Raw genomic sequence first — 22,085 nt, 5'->3', positions numbered from 1 at the left:
AATGACTGTCCGCGCTATATGTTGGGCAGGAATAGTCTAAAATCGTTGATCTAAAATCTAAAATAATTTATGCCTTTCTATCATAAATTGGGCAAAATACCACCCAAACGCCATACGCAATTCCGCAAACCAGATGGAAGTTTATATGCTGAGCAACTTTTTGGAACCATTGGTTTTGATGGTATGTACAGTAATAGTTATCACGAAAATAGACCCACACAAGTAAAAGAAATAAAAAAACAATACAGTGTTGCGCCAAAAATTGCAAAAAGCAATAATATGCAATCACTTCGTTTAAAGGGTTTTGAGGTAAAACCTGAAAAAGATTATTTAGAAAGCCGGAAAACGGTGCTTACCAATAGCGATTGTAGTATAATTTTAGCTGCGCCTCAGGAATCTCAACGAGATTATTTTTATAAAAACACCGATGCTGACGAATTAATTTTCATTCATAAAGGCAGTGGGAAACTCCGTACTTTTTTAGGAAATTTAGATTTTAAATACGGAGATTATTTATTGGTTCCCCGCGGTATTATTTATAAAATGGATTTTGACACGGAAGATAATCGTCTTTTTATTGTTGAATCGCGAAGACCCATTTATACTCCCAAAAGATATAGAAACTGGTTCGGACAGTTGTTAGAACATTCCCCTTATTGTGAACGCGATATACGCAAACCACAAGAGCTAGAAACCTATGATGAAAAAGGCGAATTTCTTATAAAAGTAAAAAAAGGAGACGATATTTTTGAAATGATATACGCTACGCATCCCTTTGATGTGGTTGGCTATGATGGATATAATTTTCCGTATGCCTTTTCAATCCACGATTTTGAACCTATTACTGGAAGAATTCATCAGCCGCCACCAGTGCATCAAACTTTTGAAACAGATGCATTTGTAGTTTGTAGTTTTGTACCACGACTTTATGATTATCATCCAGATAGTATTCCTGCTCCCTACAATCATAGCAATATTGATAGCGATGAGGTGTTATATTACGTAGATGGCGATTTTATGAGTAGAAACGATATTGCAGCTGGCCATATATCATTACATCCAGCAGGTATTCCACACGGGCCACACCCTGGTGCTACGGAAAGAAGCATTGGAAAAACTAAAACAGACGAGCTTGCTGTAATGGTAGATACTTTTAAACCATTACAAGTAACCGAAGATGGAATGAAATTAGCAGATGGAACGTATTATCAAAGTTGGTTAGATCATTAAAATTTAGAATATAATAGTATGAGTAAAGAAGTAAAATCAGTCGATTATGGGCTGGAAAAAATTTTTGAAGGCGCAGCGGATTTTCTACCGTTATTAGGTACTGATTATGTAGAATTTTACGTAGGAAATGCAAAACAGTCGGCGCATTTTTATAAAACTGCGTTCGGTTTTCAATCGTATGCTTACAAAGGTTTAGAAACCGGCTCAAGAGATTCTGTAAGCTATGTGTTAAAACAAGACAAAATCAGACTTGTGCTTACTACGCCATTAAATAGTAAATCGCCAATAAACGACCATATAGTTAAACATGGTGATGGTGTAAAAGTAATCGCGCTTTGGGTAGATGATGCTACAAGTGCGTTTAACGAAACTACAAAACGTGGCGCAAAACCTTATATGGAGCCAACCGTTGAAAAAGACGAACAGGGCGAAGTAGTACGAAGCGGAATCTATACCTATGGAGAAACCGTGCATATGTTTGTAGAGCGTAAAAATTATAATGGAACATTTTTACCAGGCTTCCGTGAATGGAAAAGTGATTATAATCCAGAGCCAACAGGATTAAAGTACATAGACCACATGGTTGGAAATGTAGGCTGGGGGCAAATGGACAAGTGGGTAAAATGGTACGAGGAAGTTATGGGCTTTGTGAATTTTCTTTCCTTTGACGACAAACAAATTCATACAGAATACTCTGCTTTGATGAGTAAAGTGATGAGCAACGGCAATGGGCGTATTAAATTTCCTATAAACGAACCAGCTAAAGGAATAAAGAGATCGCAAATTGAAGAATATCTTGATTTTTATGAAGATTCGGGTGTACAACATTTAGCCGTAGCAACAGACGATATTATAAAAACAGTAAGCCAATTGAAGGCACGTGGGATAGAATTTTTACCACCACCACCACAAGCGTATTACGATGATATTCCGAGACGATTAGGAAGTCATATGGAAATGATGAAAGAAGATATTAACGAACTTAAAAATCTTTCCATTATGATTGACGCAGATGAGGAAGGATATTTACTTCAAATTTTCACAAAACCTTTAGAAGACAGACCAACACTTTTCTTCGAAATTATACAGCGTATGGGAGCTAAAGGATTTGGAGCAGGAAATTTCAAAGCACTTTTTGAATCTATTGAAAGAGAGCAAGAGCAAAGAGGGACTTTATAAATGTAACTTTATATAAACTGCATCGTCTATATAATAGGGGTTAATTTTTTTTTTGGAACGGAAGTTGTTTTTAAAAAAATGTAACCCCTTAAGTATACCTTATGAAAAAGTTGCTCACGCTTTTATTCCTCACAGGAAATATTATTTTTCTTTCAGCCCAAGAAAGGGCGTATGGCAATGGAGAATTTTTCAAATTTCGGGTACATTATGGTTTTGTAACAGCTGGATACGCTACCCTTGGAGTTAAAAGCACTTCAATAAATGGGAAAAGTGTTTTTCACGTGCGTGGCTATGGCGAAACTGTTGGTGTCTCAAAATGGTTTTTTAAAGTTAATGATGACTATCAGTCCTATATTGATAAAGACCACAATGTCCCGTACCGTTTTATTAGAAAAATAGATGAAGGCGGTTATACTAAAGATATTCAGATTGATTTTAACCACACCACAAACAAAGCAACTGTAAACGACAAAAAAAATAACGAAATCACTACGTTTGCATTCCCTGCAGAGACACAGGATATGATTTCTGCTTTTTACTACCTTCGAAATAAATTAGATACCGAAAACATTAAGGAAGGTGATGTTTTCGAAATGAATATGTTTTTTGATAAAGAAAATTATAAATTCAGGCTAAAATTCCTTGGAAAAGAAACTTTAGACACTAATTTTGGCCGTGTTAAAACTTTAATATTTAGACCCTACGTTCAATCAGGTAGAGTCTTTAAAGAAAAGGAAAGTCTAACTGTTTGGATAAGTGACGATAAGAATAAAATTCCATTACTTATAAAAGCAGATTTGGCTGTAGGCTCTTTAAAAGCTACTTTAACCGAGTTTAAAGGCTTACAGCATTCTTTTAAAATACTAGCAGATTAAATAGATAATACCGAAAATCGCCCCAATTGAAGAAATTAATTTTAGCCACACTAACGCTTATCCTGCTTACAGCTTCCTGTAATAATAAAGAAGACAATTCAATCAAAGAAAATGAGGTTGTTGAAGAAATAGTAATTCAACAATACGGATACAATCTTAACGATTTTAATGTGGTACGCGATACCATACGTTCAGGCGATACCTTTGGTGATATTCTCTTTGCTAATGGGGTGTCACAAGATAAAATTATGGAAGTAGCTACTAAATTTCGTGACAGTTTTGATGTGCGAAAAATTGTGATTGGAAAACCTTATGTCCTGCTCAATTCAAAAGATTCCTTAAACAAAACGCAAGTATTTATATACGAAACCAACCGAATTGATTACGCTGTAGTCGATTTTCGAGATACGCTCACTATTTTTAACAATCAAAAACCTGTGCGTTACGAAATTCGTGAGGCAGCTGGCGTTATAAGTAGCTCACTTTCAGCAACGATGGAAGAGCAGAATTTAAGCCCTTATATGACAGACCAACTGGCAAATATTTATGCATGGACTATCAACTTTTTTAAATTGCAGCCAGGAGATCGCTTTAAAGTGATTTACACCGAGAAGTTTATAGATGATACGATTCCTGCGGGGCTTCAGGAAATAAAAGCTGCTTATTTTGAGCATCACGGAAAGCCATTATACGCTTTTAAATTTAATTCAGATTCCATTGAAAATGTATCAGGGTATTATGATGAACTTGCAAATAATTTAAAACGAGCATTTTTAAAAGCCCCGGTTAAATTTAGCCGTATATCTTCCCGTTATAACTTAAATAGAAGAATAAAATATTATGGCTTTAAGCTTCGTCCGCACCGAGGAACAGACTTTGCTGCGCCTATTGGAACCCCAATTTTGGCCACAGCCGATGGGGTTGTTACCAAATCTGAAAGAAGAGGCGGCAATGGAAACTACGTTAAAATAAGGCATAATGGCACGTATGAAACCCAATACCTTCATATGAAGGCGCGAAATGTGAAAGTTGGTGACTATGTAAATCAAGGCGATGTTATAGGCTGGATTGGGATGACGGGAAATACGGGGGGGCCGCATGTATGTTATCGTTTTTGGAAAAATGGAAAAGAAGTAGATCCATTTAAAGAAGACGTCCCTTTCTCAAAACCACTTCCTAAAGAATTTCATAAACAATACTTCGAAAATCTGCTTCCTTTGAAGGAAGAATTGGATTGTATTTCCTTTTAATTGTTATTAATTTAACATGTTAATAACCCTGTTGGTAATTAATTATCGAGTCTTCAAAGCTTTAGCTATTAAATTCTACCTTTATTTCAGCCGGTATTTCTTAAAGATTTCTTAATCATATTTGTTGGTTAGAACCTATTTAAGATTGTATTTTTGCCGAAATTTTAAACTAAAACTCAAATCTATGAGAAAATTATTACTTCTTATTTTTTTAATGGGCGGTTTTGCCGCTTTTTCACAGTCAACCGTTACTGGTACTGTGATTGATTCTGAATCCAACGACCCTTTGGCTGGTGCCAATGTTGTTGAGACTGGCACATCAAATGGCGCCATTACCGATTTTGACGGAAATTTCACCCTTGAAACTTCTGCTAAAAAAGGAACGCTTACTATTTCTTACATTGGGTATACTATTGAGAACGTTCCTTTTCAAATAGTAAACGGAGCAGCAAATCTTGGTAGTGTTAAAATTACTGTAGACTCTGATGCTCTTGAAGAAGTAGTAATTGTAGGAAAGGGAATTATAGATTTGGCAAAAGACCGCCAAACCCCAATTGCTGTTTCAACAATTACATCTGCAGAAATTCAAGCGAAGGCAGTGGGTAACGTAGAATTTCCAGAGGCTGTAAAAAGTACTCCTAGTGTCTATGTTTCTAACCAAGCAGGTGGTTTTGGTGACTCACAAATGTTTTTACGTGGTTTTGACCAAACAAACACTGCATTCTTATTAAACGGACAACCAATTAATGGTATGGAAGACGGTAGAATGTACTGGTCTAACTGGTCTGGTATGTCTGATGTAGCAAACGCTATTCAGGTACAACGTGGTTTAGGTTCTTCTAAACTGGCTATTTCTTCAGTAGGTGGAACGGTAAACATTGTTTCTCGTGCTGCAGGAAGAAAAGAAGGTGGTTTTGCTCGTTTTATGACTGGGAATGATAGCTACCTTAAAGGAACAATTAGCTATGACTCTGGTCTTAAGGGAAAATGGGCGTACTCATTTTTACTTGACCACTGGCAAGCACACAGAAAATATTCTGACGGTACTGCTGGACAAGGACAGAACTATTTTATTGGCATAGGATATGTACCTAACGATAAGCACTCTTTCAACTTCTTATTAACAGGAGCACCACAATGGCACGATCAAAACTTCTCTAAATCTTTAGATGATTACGATCAGTATGGAACACGCTATAACAACAATTCAGGTTTTTATAATGGTGAGAGATTCACGACTAGAAGAAACTACTACCACAAACCGATTGTAAACCTTAACTGGGATTGGGTATTGAGTGAAAAAACAAACCTATCTTCTGTAGCCTATGCATCTTTCGGCCGTGGTGGTGGAACAGGACCTGCAGGAAGCTCTAGAAATATTATTGAAGATGAAAACGGTGAAATAGATTTTAACGCTATTGAAGAAAACAACATCGCTGGAGCTGACAATGGAATTGGTAGCTATGGCGCTGGATCACTTGCAAGAAGAATGTCTGTAAACAACCATAACTGGTTCGGATTTCTTACAAATCTTGAAAGTGAAATAAGCGATAATTTTACTGTAAACGTAGGTGCAGATACACGTTTCTACAAAGGAAGCCACTGGTACCAAATGAACAACCTTCTAGGTCTTCAAGGATATGCTGATAACTTTGGTTACGGAGATCAAAGAGATAGCGATTATGTAATTAGCGAAACTTTTGAAGCAGATCCATGGTCAGCGTTATTTAACTCTGCAGATGAAGCACAGCGTTTCAATTATGACTACTCAGAAACTATCAACTACATTGGTGGTTTTGGACAAGCAGAATACAAAACAGATAATTTCTCTGCATTTATTCAAGGAGCAGTTTCTACACAGAGCTACCAAAGAGAAGGTCGCGCTGAAGGAAGTGAAATAGAAGGCGTAAATGGGCTAGGAAAATCTGAAAAAATAAGCAAATTAGGATATAATGTTAAAGGTGGAATGGGATATTCATTTGCTGAAACGAGCACTGTTTTTGCAAACGCAGGATACTATTCAAGACAGCCTTTCTTAGATAATATTTTTGATGATATTAGAAACTCTAACTACATTCTTGAAGGAGATAATGAAGTAGAAAACGAAGAAGTTTTAGGGGTTGAAGTTGGTTATAGAATTCGCGCTGGAAAATTCAGTTTAGACTTGAATGGGTATTACACATCTTGGGGTAATAGATTCCTTCAAGGAGGGTTTATTGAAGGAGACCCATCAGCTGGTACTATTATTGAACAAACAGATCGTTACCAAAGATTTACTGACATAACACAGGTTCACAAAGGATTTGAATTTGAAGGTAAATACCGTTTCTCAAGCGACTTAATGTTTAGAGCATTCGGAAGCATCGGGAACTGGAAGTATGATGGAGAAACACCTTTCCAAACGAGAGATAATGAAACAAATGCCTTGTTAGAAGACGGTACTGTTAACTTAAGCGGTACTAAAGTAGGTAATGCACCTCAAACTTCATTCGGTTTTGCTTTCAAATACACCATTTTTGGTGGTCTTAGTGTAGATGCAGATTACAATATCTATACAGATTTATATGGTTTCGTAGATGCTGAAGATGTGGTAGATGCCTCTTTGGTTAACGAAGTTTATCAAGCAGAGCGTTTGTCGCCTTATAGCTTGTTAGATGCAGGAATCACTTACAAATTTGATTTTGGTGGTAATGATTTTACTATCAGAGGAAATTGCTATAACGTTACTAACGAAACATACTTAGGTCAAAAAGATTCTTACGGGTATTACTATGGTAATGGAAGAACTTGGAACGCAAGTATTCGTTACGATTTCTAATAAACGATTCGTTTAATTTTAAAATGCCCCAATCTTTTGGGGCATTTTTTTTATTAATAAATCTTATCTTTGGAACACTTCAAAAAATCATAAACATATGTACACAACTATTCAATTTATTCATTCTTATTGGGCTTATTTAGTGCTTCTTATCGTAGTGCTGGCAACAATAAATGCATTGGCAGGATTATTTTCGAAAAAAGAATACGGTGCCAAAGACTTCAGAATTTCCCTCTTTGCCCTTATTGTTACTCATATTCAATTGCTTATAGGATTGGTACTTTATTTTGTTTCACCTTTAGGAGTACAGAACATTACAACCAATGGAATGGGAGTCGTAATGAAAGATGCTACTGCTAGACTCTACGCAGTAGAGCATCCAATGGTAATGATTTTAACAGTTGTTTTTATAACGATAGGATATTCAAAACACAAAAAGAAACTACTTTCCCATGGAAAATTTAAAACCTTGGCAATATTCTACACTATTGCATTGGTATTAATGCTGAGTAGAATACCATGGAGCCAATGGTTTTAAAAAAACACTAGTTATAAATAAAAGAAAAAGGGTTCTATTTTAGAGCCCTTTTTCTTTTATTAAATAGATATAAACAGGAAAATGGTCGCTATACCCACCGGTGTATCCATTTACAAAACTTCTAAAAGGATACCCTTTATATTGTCCATTTGGTGTTTGTAAATAGTTTTTATTAAAGATTCCTGCTTTATAAAACCTATAAGATGTAAAATCTTTTTTCGCCAATTCTGTTGAAATTATTATTTGGTCGAAAAGATTCCAAGCATCCCGATAGGCAAGAGTTCCCATTCCTTTTTTATGCATTTTTTCCATTGGGTTGTAAAGTTCTTTTAGGCTCATTTTTTCCCTTGCACTTTTGGTTTTTAACACCTTTTTTATACTTGGGCTTGTAGGGTCATCGTTAAAATCTCCCATGGTAATTATTTTGGCATATGGGTTTTCACTAAATAATGAATCTATAATCTGTATGTTTAGCTTCGCGGCATGAATACGCTTGAGCCGACTTCGTTGCTCTCCACCACTACGTGATGGCCAGTGATTTACGATAATGCTAATTTTTTCGCCATCTAGCATACCGCTAACTAAAAGTTGATCGCGGGTATATACACGTTTGCTTCTATCTTGATCGTCATAAATTAAAAGTTCATACGCTTTATAGTTGGTAGGTGTAAATAATTTTTTCTGATAAAGGAGTGCCACATCTATTCCACGACGGTCGGGGCTATCGAAATGTACAATCCCATAATCCATTTTTACTAAAGGTTCTTGGTTTAAAAGGTCTTCAAGCACACGCCGATTTTCAATCTCACTTACACCAATTATAGCGGGTAAAGTTCCTGTAACGTCTACTCCAATTTCAGAAATTACCTTAGCCATGTTTGCTAATTTAGCCTCATAAATTTCTTGAGTCCAGTGGTCTTTGCCATCTGGCGTACGGTCTTCATCAAAAATGAAGGGAGCATCTTCAAAGTCAAAAAGATTTTCGAGATTGTAAAAAGCGATGGTGTTTATTTTATATTCTTTTTCTGTTTGGGAGAATAAAAATGTAAAACAAAATAAGCTTGCCAGAAGAGGGTATTTATAATAGCTCATAACAAAAACGAAAATTTATAAAAAGTTAGCGTTTTTTATATGAATATGGTATTTATTTAGTTAAATTTATGTATTCTATTAAATAGTTCTTCCCAGTTAGTAACACATCCAAAAATGAAACGTCTCATTTTTATCTGTTTTGTGCTTCTATTTGGAGGAATTACTTCATTTTCTCAAGATGCTATTTTAAAGGGGAGGGTGCTTGAAACCAATTCTTCTCAACCCGTTAGCAATGCTGAAATAAGTATTAAAACCAGCACTTTTTACACTGTTACAAATACTTTAGGTGAATTTTCTTTCTTTCAAAAAAATCTTCCACAAGGGCCACAAATACTTATTATTTCAAAATTAGGAAATATCACTTTAAATATTCCCATACTAATTAGTAATGATACACCAATAAATCTAGACCCTATTTTGATGGAAATAGATTTGCGCGAAATGGAGCAGCAAATAGGAGTTATAAGTCTTTCTGATGCTGAATTGGATAATGATGAAGGAACATCTTATAGCCTTTCGGGAGTGTTGCAAGCTTCTAATGATGTTTTTCTTAATGCTGCGGCCTATGATTTTAGCGCGACTTATTTTAATCCTCGGGGTTTTGATAATGCTAATGGAAAATTGCTAATTAATGGTTTAGAAATGAACAAACAGTATGATGGTCGCCCACAATGGGCAGCCTGGGGCGGATTAAATGATGTGCAACGCAATCAAGTTTTTTCTAGAGGCTTGCACGCCAACGATGTTACTTTTGGGGATGTTGCGGGAACCACAAATATTAGTATGCGGGCATCCTTGTACCGCAAAGGCGGAAGGGTTTCCTACGCAACTTCCAACAGAAGTTATCGCGGAAGAGTGATGGGTTCCTATCATAGTGGGCAAGGCAAAAATGGATGGTCTTATTCCGTTTTACTCTCGCGACGTTATGGCGATGGCGGGTTTCAAGAAGGGACTGTATATGAGGCAAATTCATTTTTTACTTCCGTAGAAAAAAAGTTAAACGAATCCAATAGCATCAATTTTACCGCTTTTTTTACACCAAATGCTAGAGGGAAATCTGGAGCATTAACCGATGAGGTTGAAAACCTAAAAGGATTAGCCTACAATCCAAATTGGGGGTATCAAAATGGCGAAGTACGCAATTCAAAAACAAAAGCAGTGGAAGCACCAACACTTATGCTTAACCATTTTTGGAATATAAACCCTTCCACTTCTTTGAATACAAATATGGGCTATCAATTTGGAAAAATGGGAACTACACGAATCGATTATGGCGGGACTCGATTGGTTGAAGTGAATGGACAAGAAACATATATTGGTGGTGCGCGAAATCCGTATCCTAATTATTACCAACGCATGCCCAGTTATTTTCTTCGGTTTGAAAATCTCACTTCATATGATTATGAACTTGCATATTTAGCTGAAAAGAAGTTTATAAATGATGGTCAGTTAGATTGGAATATACTTTATAACGCCAATAAAATTGCAAAAAATAACGGGGGAAATGCTATTTATGCCCTTCAGGAAGATAGACAAGACGATACCCAATTAATGGCAAACACAATTCTAAATAGCCACATTAATGAGTTTGTTACTATAAATGGAAGCTTAAATTACCGCAACCTTAAAAGTGAAAATTATGCAGCATTAAATGATCTTTTGGGAGGAACAGGCTATTTAGATATCGATTATTTTGCTGAAGGAGCAAACAATACAATAGTTGGCGATGTGGCTCAAAGCGATTTACAAAACAGAAACCGTATTGTTGGTGTAGGCGAGCGTTATAAATATAATTTTGAACTGAAAGCCAATGTAATTTCAGGCTTTGTACAAGGACAATTTAAGTATACTCGAATGGATTTTTATGTGGCTGCAACTGCTTCGCAAACGAGTTATCAGCGCAATGGTCTATTCGAAAACGGGAACTTTCCTGGAGCGCTTTCTTTTGGTGAAAGTGAAAAACTAAACTTCACTGATTATGGTGGCAAAGCAGGTTTTTTGTACAAAATTACAGGGAGACACTTGGTCGATTTAAACCTTGGGTATTTCACCAAAGCGCCTACGCTTCGCAATACTTTTAGTAATTCACGACAGCGCAATGCAACTGTTGTTGATCTTCAATCTGAAAAAATTCAAAACGTTGATTTAAGTTACGTTTTTCGCTCACCCATCCTCAAGGCTAGGTTAACAGGATATTACAACACGATAAACAACCAAACCGACATCAATTTCTTTTTCACCGAATCTGCACAAGGGTATAAAGATGGATATGCTTTTGTGCAGGAAGTAATTACTGGGATTAACACCCAAAAAATGGGTGTAGAATTGGGTGTTGAAGCTCAGGTAACGCCAACGCTTAAGCTAAAAACCGCGCTTTCTTTTGGCCAAAATGTGTATACAAACAATCCAAATCAATATTTAACAAGCGACGATTTTGATTTGCTAACATTTGGCGATAAAACCACGAAGCTAAAAAATTATCACCTAGCAGCAGGGCCAGAAAGAGCTTATCAATTAGGTTTTGAATATCGAGATCCTACTTTTTGGTGGGTTGGTATAACGGCAAATTATTTTTCAAATGCTTATATAGATGTAAGTGCTTTAAGAAGATCAGACGCATTTACCTTCGGTGGTGACGGTCAAACAGATGCTAATTATGATCCTGAAATAGCTAAAGCACTTTTAAAGCAAGAAGAATTTGGAGCGTATATACTTATTAATGCAGTAGGTGGAAAATCGTGGAGAATTAAAAAATATTACGTTGGTTTTTTTGCAACTGTAAGCAATGTGCTTAATCAAGAATACAAAACGGGAGGTTTTGAAGATTCGCGTTTGGCGGATTATAAAAAAGTGCAAGAAGATCAAAATAGAAATTCCCCCATTTTTGGTAACCGCTACTTTTTTGGATACGGAACCACATATTATGTAAATGTTTATGTAAGATTTTAACAGCAAAATACTTAAGCGATGAAAACAGAAAAATTCAATAAAATTGGCACATTATTTTTTATTTTACTACTGATTATTTCTTGCGTAAAGAGTGATGATTATGAAGTGCCAAATACGGAACTTATTGCGCCAAACATTGACCAAAATGATCTAATTGAAATTTCATCCTTACGCGATTTGCTAGAACAAGAACAAGCGTCTACTGGAAACCCTGATGCCGTTTTATCTTTTCAAGAAACAACTAAATATATTACCGGCTATGTAATTTCGAGTGATGAAGGAGGTAACTTTTTTGAAGAGCTTATTATTCAAAATAGCACTTCAAACCCCAATTCAGGTGTAAAAATTTTGATTGATGCAAATCCACTTTTCACCACTTTTGAATTCGGAAGAAAAGTATATATAAAGCTCGATGAATTAACCGTAGGTATAAATAGCGGTGTGCTTACCTTAGGAATTAGAAGAGGAAATAATATTGATAAAATAGCGGAATCGCAGATGTTCGATTTTGTAATTCGAGATGTGACAGTGGAAGAGATTGAACCTTTACCAATGTCTATTTTAGAATTTTCAGACAGCAAAACTAATCTACTTATTCAGCTAACAGACGTGCAGTTTAATCGCTATGATGCTTTGGGAGAAAACCGTAAAACCTATGCTGCAGAGCCCTTAGATAAATTTGATGGAGAGCGTGTGCTGGAAAGCTGTGTTTCAAAATACGCTATAGTTTTTAGTACAAGTACTTACGCTGATTTTAAAGCGGTACTTCTTCCCACGGGTAGCGGTTCTATGGATGCTATTTTAGTTTATGATTTCTTTGGAGAAAAATTTAATTTAAATATTAACGACCCTTCTTCAATACATTTTGACAGTGAAGCACGTTGTGATCCAGCAGAAATTGACTGTGGTGAGCTTGCAACCACAGGAAATACAGTATTATTTAAAGAATTCTTCGAAACACAAACCAATGGAAAACCTATAGCTGGAAATGGTTGGACCAATTATATTGAAGCGGGTTCTGAACTTTGGGAGGCTTATACTGCCACTGGCAGCAATCCCTCTCTTGGTATTTCTGCAAAAATGCAAGCCTTTAGTTCTGGCGACGATAGCAATATTGCGTGGCTAATAACTCCACAAATTAATTTTGATGCGCAACAAGGCGAAACACTTAATTTTAAAACCTCAAATAGTTTTGCTGACGGAAGTATATTGGAACTATATTTCTCGAATAATTGGGATGGAACCCCTGACACTATCACTTCCGCCACTTGGAGTATTCTTTCTGCGGCATACATAACACAAGATGATGATTCTTTTGGTAGTTGGTATCCTTCAGGAAACGTTTCCTTAGCATGTTTAAAAGGAAACGGATACATTGCCTTTAGGTATTTAGGAAGTGGAAAAGAAGCTTTTGATGGAACTTATGAATTAGATGAAATCGAGATTAATTCAGACTAATGGAGTTGCTATTTTGAAACTTCTTACGTATTAAAAAAACCTTGGGGTAATGATTGCAGTTCTAGTAAAGAAAACATCAAAACTAATAATTACCTCGTGAGACGCAGGACCTACAGCTTTTAAATCTGAAATTATATGATCGTAAGCATAGCCCACACGAATGTTTGGCGTTATCTGGAACCCAACCAAACCGCTAAAAGAATCGTCTAATCTATAAGATGCACCAAGTTCAAATTTGTTATAAAACAATGCATTAATGTTTGCATCGAAAGAAACGGGTGCATTAAAAGCAGATTTCACCATTACGGAAGGCTTTAATTTAAAAACTTCTGAAAGCTGAAAAACATAACCCGATGTTATAAAATAATGATTGGTTTCGGAACCGTATTTAATGCCGTTTTCATCCAAATGAACTGATTTCAGCAAATTCGGAACTGATACTCCCACATAAAATTTATCCCCATACAGAAAAGCGCCAGCTCCAATATTTGGATATGTATTGTTTATATCTTGCGAAAAAAATGGATCGTTAGCATCCTGTACTTCTAAAGTAGCCAAGCCAACATCATGAAAAGTAGCACCAGCTTTAAACCCAAATGCAAGCTGTATATATTTTGCCACCTTAATAGTGTATGAAAAATCTGCATACGCATTAGTCTCATGTACAGGACCTAATTTATCTTTTATAATAGAAAGCCCTAAACCCACTTTTTCACTAACTGGAGAATGAGCAGAAAAAGTAAAAGTAACGGGGTTTCCTTCCAAACCAGACCATTGGTTTCTATAAAGTGCCGTAAGCGAAAGACTTTCTTTAGACCCTGTATAAGCAGGGTTTACCACATTCATATTGTACATATATTGTGTGTACTGTGGGTCTTGTTGCGCTTGTATTTTTTGGAAAGGCAATACAATTATCACTAAAAGAAAGGTGAATATGTATAACTTTTTGGTCATAACTTAGGCTAAGGATTTTTCGGAATTTAATGTATTATTTTTTTTAACTGAAAAAACAGCAAAAACTGGAAAATGATCACTCACTCCACCCAAATAATGGGGTCCAGCGTAAGTTCTAAAAGGGTTTCCTTTAAATTTACCTTCGTGTTCCTTGAGTTCTTTAGGGTTAAAAATACGTGCTTTTTCAAACTGAAAAGAATTTTTATACTGCTGCAAAAAACTATTTGATATAATAATCTGGTCAAAAAGATTCCAAGTGCTCTGATAGTTTAAACTTCCTGAATATTTGGTAAGTAACATTTCCATCGGATTGTAAAAATCTGTGTCAGCTAAAGTTTTTAAGCTTTCATTAGTTGGATTGTCATTAAAATCGCCCATCACTATTATTTTTTCCAACGGATTTTCAGCTTTAATTTTTGAAATAATTTCTCTGTTTTTAAGTGCTGCTGCCATTCGTTTGGGGGTTGTTATTTCCGTTCCTTCTCTTCGTGAGGGCCAATGATTTATAAGAATATGGATTATTTCATCTTCAAGTTTACCCTTTACGTACAGGATATCTCGTGTATAATCGCGAATGCCTTCTTCATTATAAACGAGTAAAGTAATGGCTTCTTTATAAAGTATTTTAAAATATTTTTTTCGGTAAATCAATGCTGTGTCAATGCCTCGCTCGTCTGGCGAATCGAAATGTATATACCCATACCCCTCACTTTTTAAGAATTTTGTAGAAACCAAGTCTTTAAGTACAGTCTCGTTTTCCACTTCCGCAACGCCAATTATTACAGGTGGATGATTGGTTTCTTTATACCCAATCTGCGAAATAATACGCCCTAATTCATTTAGTTTTTTAGAATAACGTGCAGCACTCCAATCCATTTGTGTGCCAGGCGTAAAATCATCATCCATAACTTTTGAGTCATTGACGGTATCAAAAAGGTTTTCGAGATTATAAAAAGCAACAGAATAAAGATTTTTCATTCTTTATGGATGAATAGATGTTAATTGCTTGTAAAGTACAAAAAAATCGAGCTAAGTGTTTTGTACATTTGTAGTATAAATTATTTTATGATAGAGCAGACGGACATTTCTTACGAAAAAACAGTACTTATCGGATTGGTGACACAATATCAAGACGAAGAAAAATCTCAAGAATATTTAGATGAGCTTGAGTTTTTGGCATATACCGCTGGTGGTGAAGTATTAAAACGTTTCACGCAGAAAATGGATGTACCGAATCCAAAAACTTTTATTGGTACAGGAAAGCTGGATGAAGTTAAAAATTTTGTAGAAGAACACGAGGTGGGAGTCGCTATTTTTGATGATGAGCTTTCACCAGCACAACAAAAAAATATTGAAAAAATATTACAATGTAAAATTATAGACAGGACTAATTTGATTCTGGATATTTTTGCACAACGGGCACAAACCAGCTATGCGCGCACACAGGTAGAATTGGCACAATATCAATATCTTTTACCACGCCTTGCCGGTATGTGGACTCACTTGGAACGCCAGCGTGGGGGTATTGGAATGCGTGGTCCTGGGGAAACAGAGATTGAAACAGATAGACGTATTGTTCGGGATAGAATTGCATTGTTAAAGGATAAATTGAAAAAAATTGACCGCCAGATGGAAGTGCAACGTGGCAATCGTGGCGCGTTGATACGTGTGGCTTTAGTAGGTTATACTAACGTGGGAAAATCTACATTGATGAATGTAATTAGCAAAAGCGATGTATTTGCCGAAAATAAACTTTTTGCAACACTCGATACTACTGTGCGGAAAGTAGTAATTGGAAACCTTCCTTTTCTACTTACCGATACCGTAGGTTTTATACGAAAGCTACCAACGCAACTGGTAGAATCTTTTAAAAGTACCTTGGATGAGGTTCGCGAAGCAGATTTATTGCTGCATGTGGTAGATATAAGCCATCCTTCTTTTGAGCACCATATAGACTCTGTTGATAAAATTCTTGAAGAAATAGGAAGCGCAGATAAACCAACTGTTATGGTTTTTAATAAAATTGATGCCTATCACCCAGAAGAAATTGAAGAGGATGATTTAATGACAGAAAAAACTACTGCACATTATACCTTAGAAGAATGGAAACAAACGTGGATGGCAAAATTAAATGGGGAAGCCATTTTTATTTCAGCACTGAATAAAGAGAATTTCAATGAGTTTAGAAAAGTGGTATATGAAAAAGTAAAGGAAATCCACACCACTCGTTTTCCGTATAACAACTTTCTATATGACGAATATACAGAGGAAGATTAAGTATATTTAAAAGAGCATAAAAAAGCCGATTCAAATACTTTGAATCGGCTTTCAGTTTTTAAAATATATTTTTTAGAAACCATATGTTACACCAACACCTAACGCTTCACGAATTTGGAAGCCTTCAACAGCATTGTCATCATAAATGGCTTGGAAAGTTACATTAGTAGAAATATACTTATTAACTTTCATAACAAGGTTGAATGTATAATCTAAATCTACGTTTTGTGGATCCTCAAGGTAATTTGAGTAAAGGTTTAAAATATTCTCTGCAGAAATATTCGCCATAATATCAAACTTTGCATATGCAGAAAGTGAAGCGCCAAATTCAAAACGGTTGCCTTCATTAGCCGCTACACCAAAATATTTACTTTCGTTATAGGCGTCTAAAGCACCAGGAATAGATTCATTAACAGTAGTATATTCTTTGTCAACTAGGATAAATTTAGCCGTTGCTGGAGAAACATTCACATATAGATTATCGCTTTTTTTCCAAAGGATACCAGGTCCAAACTGGATGTATGCAGGAGATAAAAAGTGAGTTGTCTCCGTACGGTATCCAGCATCGCTTGGGGTTAAATCTTCATTGAAGGTATAACCAGGTGCAAACTGAGTCTTGAAGTTGAAAAATAGAGATAAGTACCAGTTACTTTCTTTTATCTGTCTCCCTAAAATTGAGTTTAATTCTAACCGATCATTGGTTTTGCGCGAGTATTTATCATCTTTATTTTTAGATATACCATATTCACCAATTAGACGGTTGTTCCAAGAAATTTTATCGTGTTTATAATTAAAATCATAAGTAAGAGAGATATTTCCTGAATAATTAGATGTTCCACCCCCTGTCCATTCATGGTTAAATGCGGCTTGATTAAATAATAAAGAAATATTACCTGCACGAGTCCACCCGTTAGGAATAGTATCTTTAGGAGCTTCTTCTTGAGCAATTAGCGCTAAAGGGAAAGCAAAAAAAAGTGTAATAAAAATAATTTTTTTCATTGTTCGAGGTTTTATGCGTGCAAAAGTAATCACTCTTTTAAACATTTCTTAAAAAGATGCTTAAAAAATAATTATTTATTAAAGTTTTAGATTTTTTTAAATAGTGGAACTGAGGAGCATGCTTCACCATACATAATACTTTTAGCAATAGGTTGAAGTTTTTGTGCTAGCAAAACATAAGCGTTTTGTGGGATGGGCTTATGTGCACATCCTTTAATAATAACAGGCTTGTCTTTATATTCTGAAATGTCAATTTGCTGCAGTAATTCAGCAAAAAGGATGCTTTCTAATTCTTCCAAGTTACCGACGGTTACTTTTTTTGCATATGGAGCTACGTGCATTGATAAAAGTAAATATGCCCAACCAGGAATAATGGCATCTGTACTGCAATAAAGCGCTATGTATTTGTCTTGATATTGACTCCAAGCATGCGCTTTTGCTTTTTCTCGAAATTCTGTTTCACGAAGGATGATACCTTCTAATAGCCATTGGGAAATATCAAAAGAAACCCGTTCCCCTTTTGGATAAATTTCCTCAAGGTCGAAGGTTTTAAGTTTACTATTCGCTACGCGATTTATTATTTCTTTAGACACTTTTAAATAAGTTTAGTATCGTACTGTTACCTGTTACGGAATGTTTTTATAGCATTCCCAATTCTAGCTTGGCTTCTTCACTCATTAGTTCTTGACTCCAAGGCGGATCGAAGGTTATTTCTACTTCAGCGTCTTTTATTATTTTCATTGATTTTACCTTGTCTTCAACTTCCAATGGTAAACTTTCTGCCACGGGACAATTAGGGGTAGTTAGGGTCATCAATATTTTTACCTCTAGATCTTCATTTACAAAAACATCATAAATAAGCCCAAGCTCATAAATATCTACTGGTATTTCAGGGTCGTATATAGTTTTTAAAACTTTTACAATTTTCTCACCCAATTCGGCCATGTCTATATCTGGTTCCATTTGTTTAGTTTTTTAGTTGTGTTTGATATGCTAAAGCATACATTTTCATCTGTTTTATCATTGAGACCAAGCCGTTTGCACGGGTAGGTGAAAGGTGTTCTTTTAGGCCAATTTCATCAATAAAATTAGTATTTGCATCAAGTATAGCCTGAGGTTTTTGGTTTGAAAAAACGCGAACTAGTATTGCAACAATTCCTTTGGTGATTATTGCATCACTATCTGCTGTAAAAATTACTTTATCGTTTTTTAATTCAGAATTAAGCCATACTTTGCTTTGACAGCCTTTAATAAGCTTGTCGTCGCTTTTCAAGTTTTCATCAATCAATGGGAGGGTTTTCCCCAAGTCTATCATGTATTCATAACGCTGTAACCAGTCGTCGAACAATGAAAATTCGTCAATCAACTCTTCTTGTATTGCTTCAATCGTCATAGTCTATTGTGTATTTTTTGTAGCTGAAAGAAGGATACTTCTGTCCATGTTAGAATAAAGCGTTAAAACCCCATTTTGCAGTGCATAACTTCCAGTATTATGCAATGCATTCAAGAAATCGCGTTCTGTTTTCATAATATTTTTATCAGTACACATTTTTTCACTTACAGCAAGATCGCTAAAATTTATTGCGTAAAGATCAATAGTGTAATTGCCAAATACGGAGTTGCAGCCAGTGTTGCCTTGTATTGAATTATTTAAAGCAGAAAGACTAAAAGTTGGGCTGATGGTGCTCTCGGATAATTTTTTTCCATTCAAAGCAGTAACATTATAGTTTCCTGTAAGCTGAACACTTCCAGCAACGTCTATTACTTTTTTTGTTTCGTCACAGCTTGTAAATAGTACCGTGAAGATTAAAAGGGACATGGTGGCCAATGTTTTCATAATTGGTATGTTTTAAAGTTGAATTATCAAAGTTCAAGTTTTATTAGCGGTGATTAGCTAACTTAACATCATTTTAGCTTTTTTTACAGCTGCTACAAGCGCATCCACTTCCTCTAAAGTATTATAAAAAGCAAAGGAAGCCCGTACGGTTCCTAGTATTTTATAAAAATCCATTATGGGTTGTGCGCAATGGTGGCCAGTACGTACTGCAATGCCTAATTTGTCAACAATCGTTCCAATGTCGTAGGGGTGAATTCCTTCAATATTAAAAGAAACTACAGAAGTTTTTTCAGAACCAGTGCCGTAAATTTTTAAGCCCTCAATCTCTAAAAGTTTTTTTGTGGCATATGCAAGCAATTCATTTTCATGATTTTCAATCGCTTCAAAACCAATGGCGTTTAAGTAATCAATTGCAGCTCCAAAAGCAATTCCACCACAAATGTTTGGTGTTCCCGCTTCAAATTTATGCGGCAGCCCTGCATAGGTAGTTTTTTCAAAAGTAACTTCGGCAATCATCTCGCCACCACCTTGATATGGCGGAAGCGTATTGCCCCATTTTTCTTTCATATAAAGAATCCCAATGCCTGTTGGGCCGCACATTTTGTGAGCAGATGTTACGTAGAAATCTACATCCAGTTTTTGAAGATCTGGTTTTATATGTGAACAAGATTGTGCGCCGTCCACAAGGACAGCAGCTCCCACTTCATGTGCTTTTTTTATAATCTCTGCAATTGGATTTATTGTTCCCAAAGCATTCGAAATATGGTTTACAAAGACAAGTTTTGTTTTTTCGGAAAGCAATTTTTTATATTCTGAAAAAATTAAAGCACCTTCCTGATTCATCGGGATTACTTTTAAAACTGCGCCGGTACGTTCACAAAGCATTTGCCAAGGCACAATATTGCTATGGTGCTCCATTGCTGAAACTATTATTTCGTCACCTCTTTCCAGAATTTCAGAAAAGCCATTTGCAACCAAATTTATACCGTGTGTAGTTCCGGAGGTAAAGAGGATTTCATAAGCCTCTTTCGCATTAAAATGAGTTTGTATTTTTTTGCGAGCAGCTTCATACGCATCCGTTGCTTCTTGCGAAAGTGTATGTACGCCACGGTGAATGTTTGCGTTGTAATTGCTGTAATAATCTACGATACAATCGATAACCTGCTGCGGTTTTTGAGATGTTGCGGCATTATCCAAATACACCAGCGGATAGCCGTTTACCTTCCGTTTTAGGATTGGGAAATCGTTGCGTATTTTTTGGATATCAAAACTCATAAAAAGGAATTGTTTTAAAGCTCAAACCCCAAACTCACTCCAATTTTATTGGCAATAAGCTTGTTGATGCGCACTTTTAATTCTGGAATTTTTACACTTTCCAAAACGGTATTAGCAAAAGCATACATCAATAAAGCGCGTGCTTCTTTTAATCCAATTCCGCGGCTACGCAGGTAGAAAAGTGCATCTTCATCAAACTGACCAATGGTGCAGCCGTGCGAACATTTTACGTCATCTGCAAAAATCTCTAACTGTGGTTTTGCGTTTATTGTTGCTTTGTCGTCAATCAAAATATTATTGTTCTGCTGAAAAGCGTCCGTTTTTTGAGCGTCTTTCTCAACAATAATTTTTCCATTGAAAACTCCAGTAGATGATTCCGCAAAAAGACCTTTATAATCTTGGTGACTTTCACAATTAGGTGCAATATGGTGTACCAATGTATTGTGATCTATGTGTTGCTTACCTTCCAGAATGGTAATACCCTTTAGTGTAGAATCGCAATGCTCCCCATTTTGATAATAGTTGAGGTTGTTACGAACTATATTTCCTCCAAACGCAAACGTATGCACTCGGCAAACAGTATCGCGTTCTTGTGAAATGTATGTGTTGTCAATTAACGAAGCTGTTTCAACATCGTTCTGAATTTTATAATAATCTACATAGGCGCGTTTTTCAGCGAAAATTTCAGTAACGGAATTGGTTAAAACTGCATTGCTTGAAAGACTTTGGTGACGCTCAATAATTTGAACATGTGCATTTTCACCAACCACAATTAGATTTCTTGGCTGAAGAAATATAGCTGCTTCGTTTCCTGTTGAAAAATTGATTATTTCTATAGGTTTTTCAACTTCCTTATGCGCTGGAATGTGAATGTATGCGCCTTCTTTAGTGAAAGCTGTATTTAATGCTGTTAGGCTGTCACTTTTTGCTACTTTGTTAAAATAAGCTTCAATTACAGGCTTGTATTTGCTTTTGTTTAAGGCAGAAGACATTAAGCAAACATCTAGAGTGTCGTGTGTTGTTTCTGAAAGAAAAGAACTGTAAACGCCATCTACAAAAACTATTTTATAGGTATCTATTTCATGAAGAAAATATTTACGAACGTTTTTCAATTCGATATTTCTTTCCTTGTTTGAAAAGATGTTATAATCGTTTTTCAACAGAGAATTTAGGGAAGTATATTTCCAAGCTTCCTCTTTTTTTGTCGGAAATCCTTTTTCCTCAAAAGTTTTTATTGCCGCATTGCGAAGATCATGCAATGGAGAATCTTCTTCCAAATGGTCTTCAAAAGCGATATATGATGATAATAATTTGTCTTTAAAACTCATGAAAAATTTTGTTTCAAGTTTTTGTT

General features: G+C 35.7%; 19 protein-coding genes. 9 read left to right on the top strand and 10 right to left on the bottom strand.

Annotated elements, in window-relative coordinates; all coding sequences use genetic code 11:
* Positions 1 to 69: 69 nt before the first annotated feature.
* From ABJ955_RS04770 to ABJ955_RS04745, 6 genes are all read left to right on the top strand, one after another.
* The gene (locus tag ABJ955_RS04770) at positions 70 to 1,230 is read left to right on the top strand and encodes a homogentisate 1,2-dioxygenase (RefSeq protein ID WP_347373459.1); all 1,161 of its coding nucleotides are present in this window, start codon (positions 70 to 72) and stop codon (positions 1,228 to 1,230) included.
* Between the two features lie 18 nt (positions 1,231 to 1,248).
* Entirely contained in the window at positions 1,249 to 2,409 is a 1,161-nt protein-coding gene (gene hppD, locus ABJ955_RS04765) for a 4-hydroxyphenylpyruvate dioxygenase (RefSeq protein WP_347373458.1), read from the top strand.
* A gap of 101 nt (positions 2,410 to 2,510) precedes the next feature.
* Positions 2,511 to 3,284 (top strand): DUF3108 domain-containing protein, encoded by a 774-nt coding sequence (locus ABJ955_RS04760; protein WP_347373457.1) that lies wholly within the window; start codon positions 2,511 to 2,513, stop codon positions 3,282 to 3,284.
* A gap of 26 nt (positions 3,285 to 3,310) precedes the next feature.
* Positions 3,311 to 4,534, top strand: a complete 1,224-nt coding sequence (locus tag ABJ955_RS04755) for a peptidoglycan DD-metalloendopeptidase family protein (protein ID WP_347373456.1) — start codon at positions 3,311 to 3,313, stop codon at positions 4,532 to 4,534.
* A 184-nt stretch (positions 4,535 to 4,718) separates the two neighbouring features.
* Complete coding sequence (locus ABJ955_RS04750; protein WP_347373455.1) at positions 4,719 to 7,352, top strand: carboxypeptidase-like regulatory domain-containing protein; 2,634 nt, start codon at positions 4,719 to 4,721, stop codon at positions 7,350 to 7,352.
* Positions 7,353 to 7,449: 97 nt separating this feature from the next.
* Positions 7,450 to 7,890 (top strand): hypothetical protein, encoded by a 441-nt coding sequence (locus ABJ955_RS04745; protein WP_347373454.1) that lies wholly within the window; start codon positions 7,450 to 7,452, stop codon positions 7,888 to 7,890.
* Positions 7,891 to 7,929: 39 nt separating this feature from the next.
* Here ABJ955_RS04745 and ABJ955_RS04740 read toward each other — a convergent pair whose 3' ends face one another.
* Positions 7,930 to 8,982: an endonuclease/exonuclease/phosphatase family protein gene (locus ABJ955_RS04740; RefSeq protein ID WP_347373453.1), complete on the bottom strand. Its 1,053-nt coding sequence runs from the start codon at positions 8,980 to 8,982 to the stop codon at positions 7,930 to 7,932.
* A 114-nt stretch (positions 8,983 to 9,096) separates the two neighbouring features.
* Here ABJ955_RS04740 and ABJ955_RS04735 point away from each other — a divergent pair, with 114 nt between their 5' ends.
* Both ABJ955_RS04735 and ABJ955_RS04730 read left to right on the top strand, forming a co-directional pair.
* Positions 9,097 to 11,931 carry a carboxypeptidase-like regulatory domain-containing protein gene (locus ABJ955_RS04735; RefSeq protein WP_347373452.1) on the top strand — a complete coding sequence of 945 codons (2,835 nt, stop codon included), beginning with the start codon at positions 9,097 to 9,099 and terminating at the stop codon, positions 11,929 to 11,931.
* An 18-nt stretch (positions 11,932 to 11,949) separates the two neighbouring features.
* A complete protein-coding gene (locus ABJ955_RS04730; RefSeq protein WP_347373451.1) occupies positions 11,950 to 13,389 on the top strand; it encodes a DUF5689 domain-containing protein in 1,440 nt (479 codons plus the stop codon).
* 30 nt (positions 13,390 to 13,419) lie between these two features.
* Here the strand turns inward: ABJ955_RS04730 and ABJ955_RS04725 are convergent, their stop codons facing one another.
* Both ABJ955_RS04725 and ABJ955_RS04720 read right to left on the bottom strand, forming a co-directional pair.
* The gene (locus ABJ955_RS04725) at positions 13,420 to 14,343 is read right to left on the bottom strand and encodes a type IX secretion system membrane protein PorP/SprF (protein WP_347373450.1); all 924 of its coding nucleotides are present in this window, start codon (positions 14,341 to 14,343) and stop codon (positions 13,420 to 13,422) included.
* 3 nt (positions 14,344 to 14,346) lie between these two features.
* Entirely contained in the window at positions 14,347 to 15,321 is a 975-nt protein-coding gene (locus ABJ955_RS04720; RefSeq protein ID WP_347373449.1) for an endonuclease, read from the bottom strand.
* Between the two features lie 87 nt (positions 15,322 to 15,408).
* On the opposite strand from ABJ955_RS04720, the gene hflX reads away from it, so the two are divergent.
* A complete protein-coding gene (gene hflX / locus ABJ955_RS04715; RefSeq protein ID WP_347373448.1) occupies positions 15,409 to 16,620 on the top strand; it encodes a GTPase HflX in 1,212 nt (403 codons plus the stop codon).
* A gap of 72 nt (positions 16,621 to 16,692) precedes the next feature.
* Here hflX and ABJ955_RS04710 read toward each other — a convergent pair whose 3' ends face one another.
* The 7 genes from ABJ955_RS04710 to sufD all read right to left on the bottom strand — a co-directional run bounded on the left by ABJ955_RS04710 (position 16,693) and on the right by sufD (position 22,059).
* Positions 16,693 to 17,619, bottom strand: a complete 927-nt coding sequence (locus ABJ955_RS04710; RefSeq protein ID WP_347373447.1) for a DUF3078 domain-containing protein — start codon at positions 17,617 to 17,619, stop codon at positions 16,693 to 16,695.
* Positions 17,620 to 17,705: 86 nt separating this feature from the next.
* Positions 17,706 to 18,212 carry a DUF2480 family protein gene (locus tag ABJ955_RS04705; RefSeq protein WP_347373446.1) on the bottom strand — a complete coding sequence of 169 codons (507 nt, stop codon included), beginning with the start codon at positions 18,210 to 18,212 and terminating at the stop codon, positions 17,706 to 17,708.
* A gap of 46 nt (positions 18,213 to 18,258) precedes the next feature.
* Complete coding sequence (locus tag ABJ955_RS04700; protein ID WP_347373445.1) at positions 18,259 to 18,582, bottom strand: iron-sulfur cluster assembly protein; 324 nt, start codon at positions 18,580 to 18,582, stop codon at positions 18,259 to 18,261.
* Between the two features lie 4 nt (positions 18,583 to 18,586).
* Positions 18,587 to 19,012: a SufE family protein gene (locus tag ABJ955_RS04695; RefSeq protein WP_347373444.1), complete on the bottom strand. Its 426-nt coding sequence runs from the start codon at positions 19,010 to 19,012 to the stop codon at positions 18,587 to 18,589.
* A 3-nt stretch (positions 19,013 to 19,015) separates the two neighbouring features.
* Positions 19,016 to 19,456, bottom strand: coding sequence for an META domain-containing protein (locus ABJ955_RS04690; RefSeq protein WP_347373443.1), 441 nt, complete (start codon positions 19,454 to 19,456; stop codon positions 19,016 to 19,018).
* A gap of 57 nt (positions 19,457 to 19,513) precedes the next feature.
* Positions 19,514 to 20,731 carry a cysteine desulfurase gene (locus tag ABJ955_RS04685; protein ID WP_347373442.1) on the bottom strand — a complete coding sequence of 406 codons (1,218 nt, stop codon included), beginning with the start codon at positions 20,729 to 20,731 and terminating at the stop codon, positions 19,514 to 19,516.
* A 14-nt stretch (positions 20,732 to 20,745) separates the two neighbouring features.
* Complete coding sequence (gene sufD / locus ABJ955_RS04680) at positions 20,746 to 22,059, bottom strand: Fe-S cluster assembly protein SufD (protein WP_347373441.1); 1,314 nt, start codon at positions 22,057 to 22,059, stop codon at positions 20,746 to 20,748.
* Positions 22,060 to 22,085 lie beyond the last annotated feature (26 nt).

The sequence above is a fragment of the Aequorivita sp. Q41 genome, from assembly GCF_039831855.1.
Lineage (GTDB): Bacteria > Bacteroidota > Bacteroidia > Flavobacteriales > Flavobacteriaceae > Aequorivita.
The sequence above is the reverse complement of the archived record's forward strand: the minus strand, read 5'-3'. Positions and strand labels throughout refer to the sequence as shown.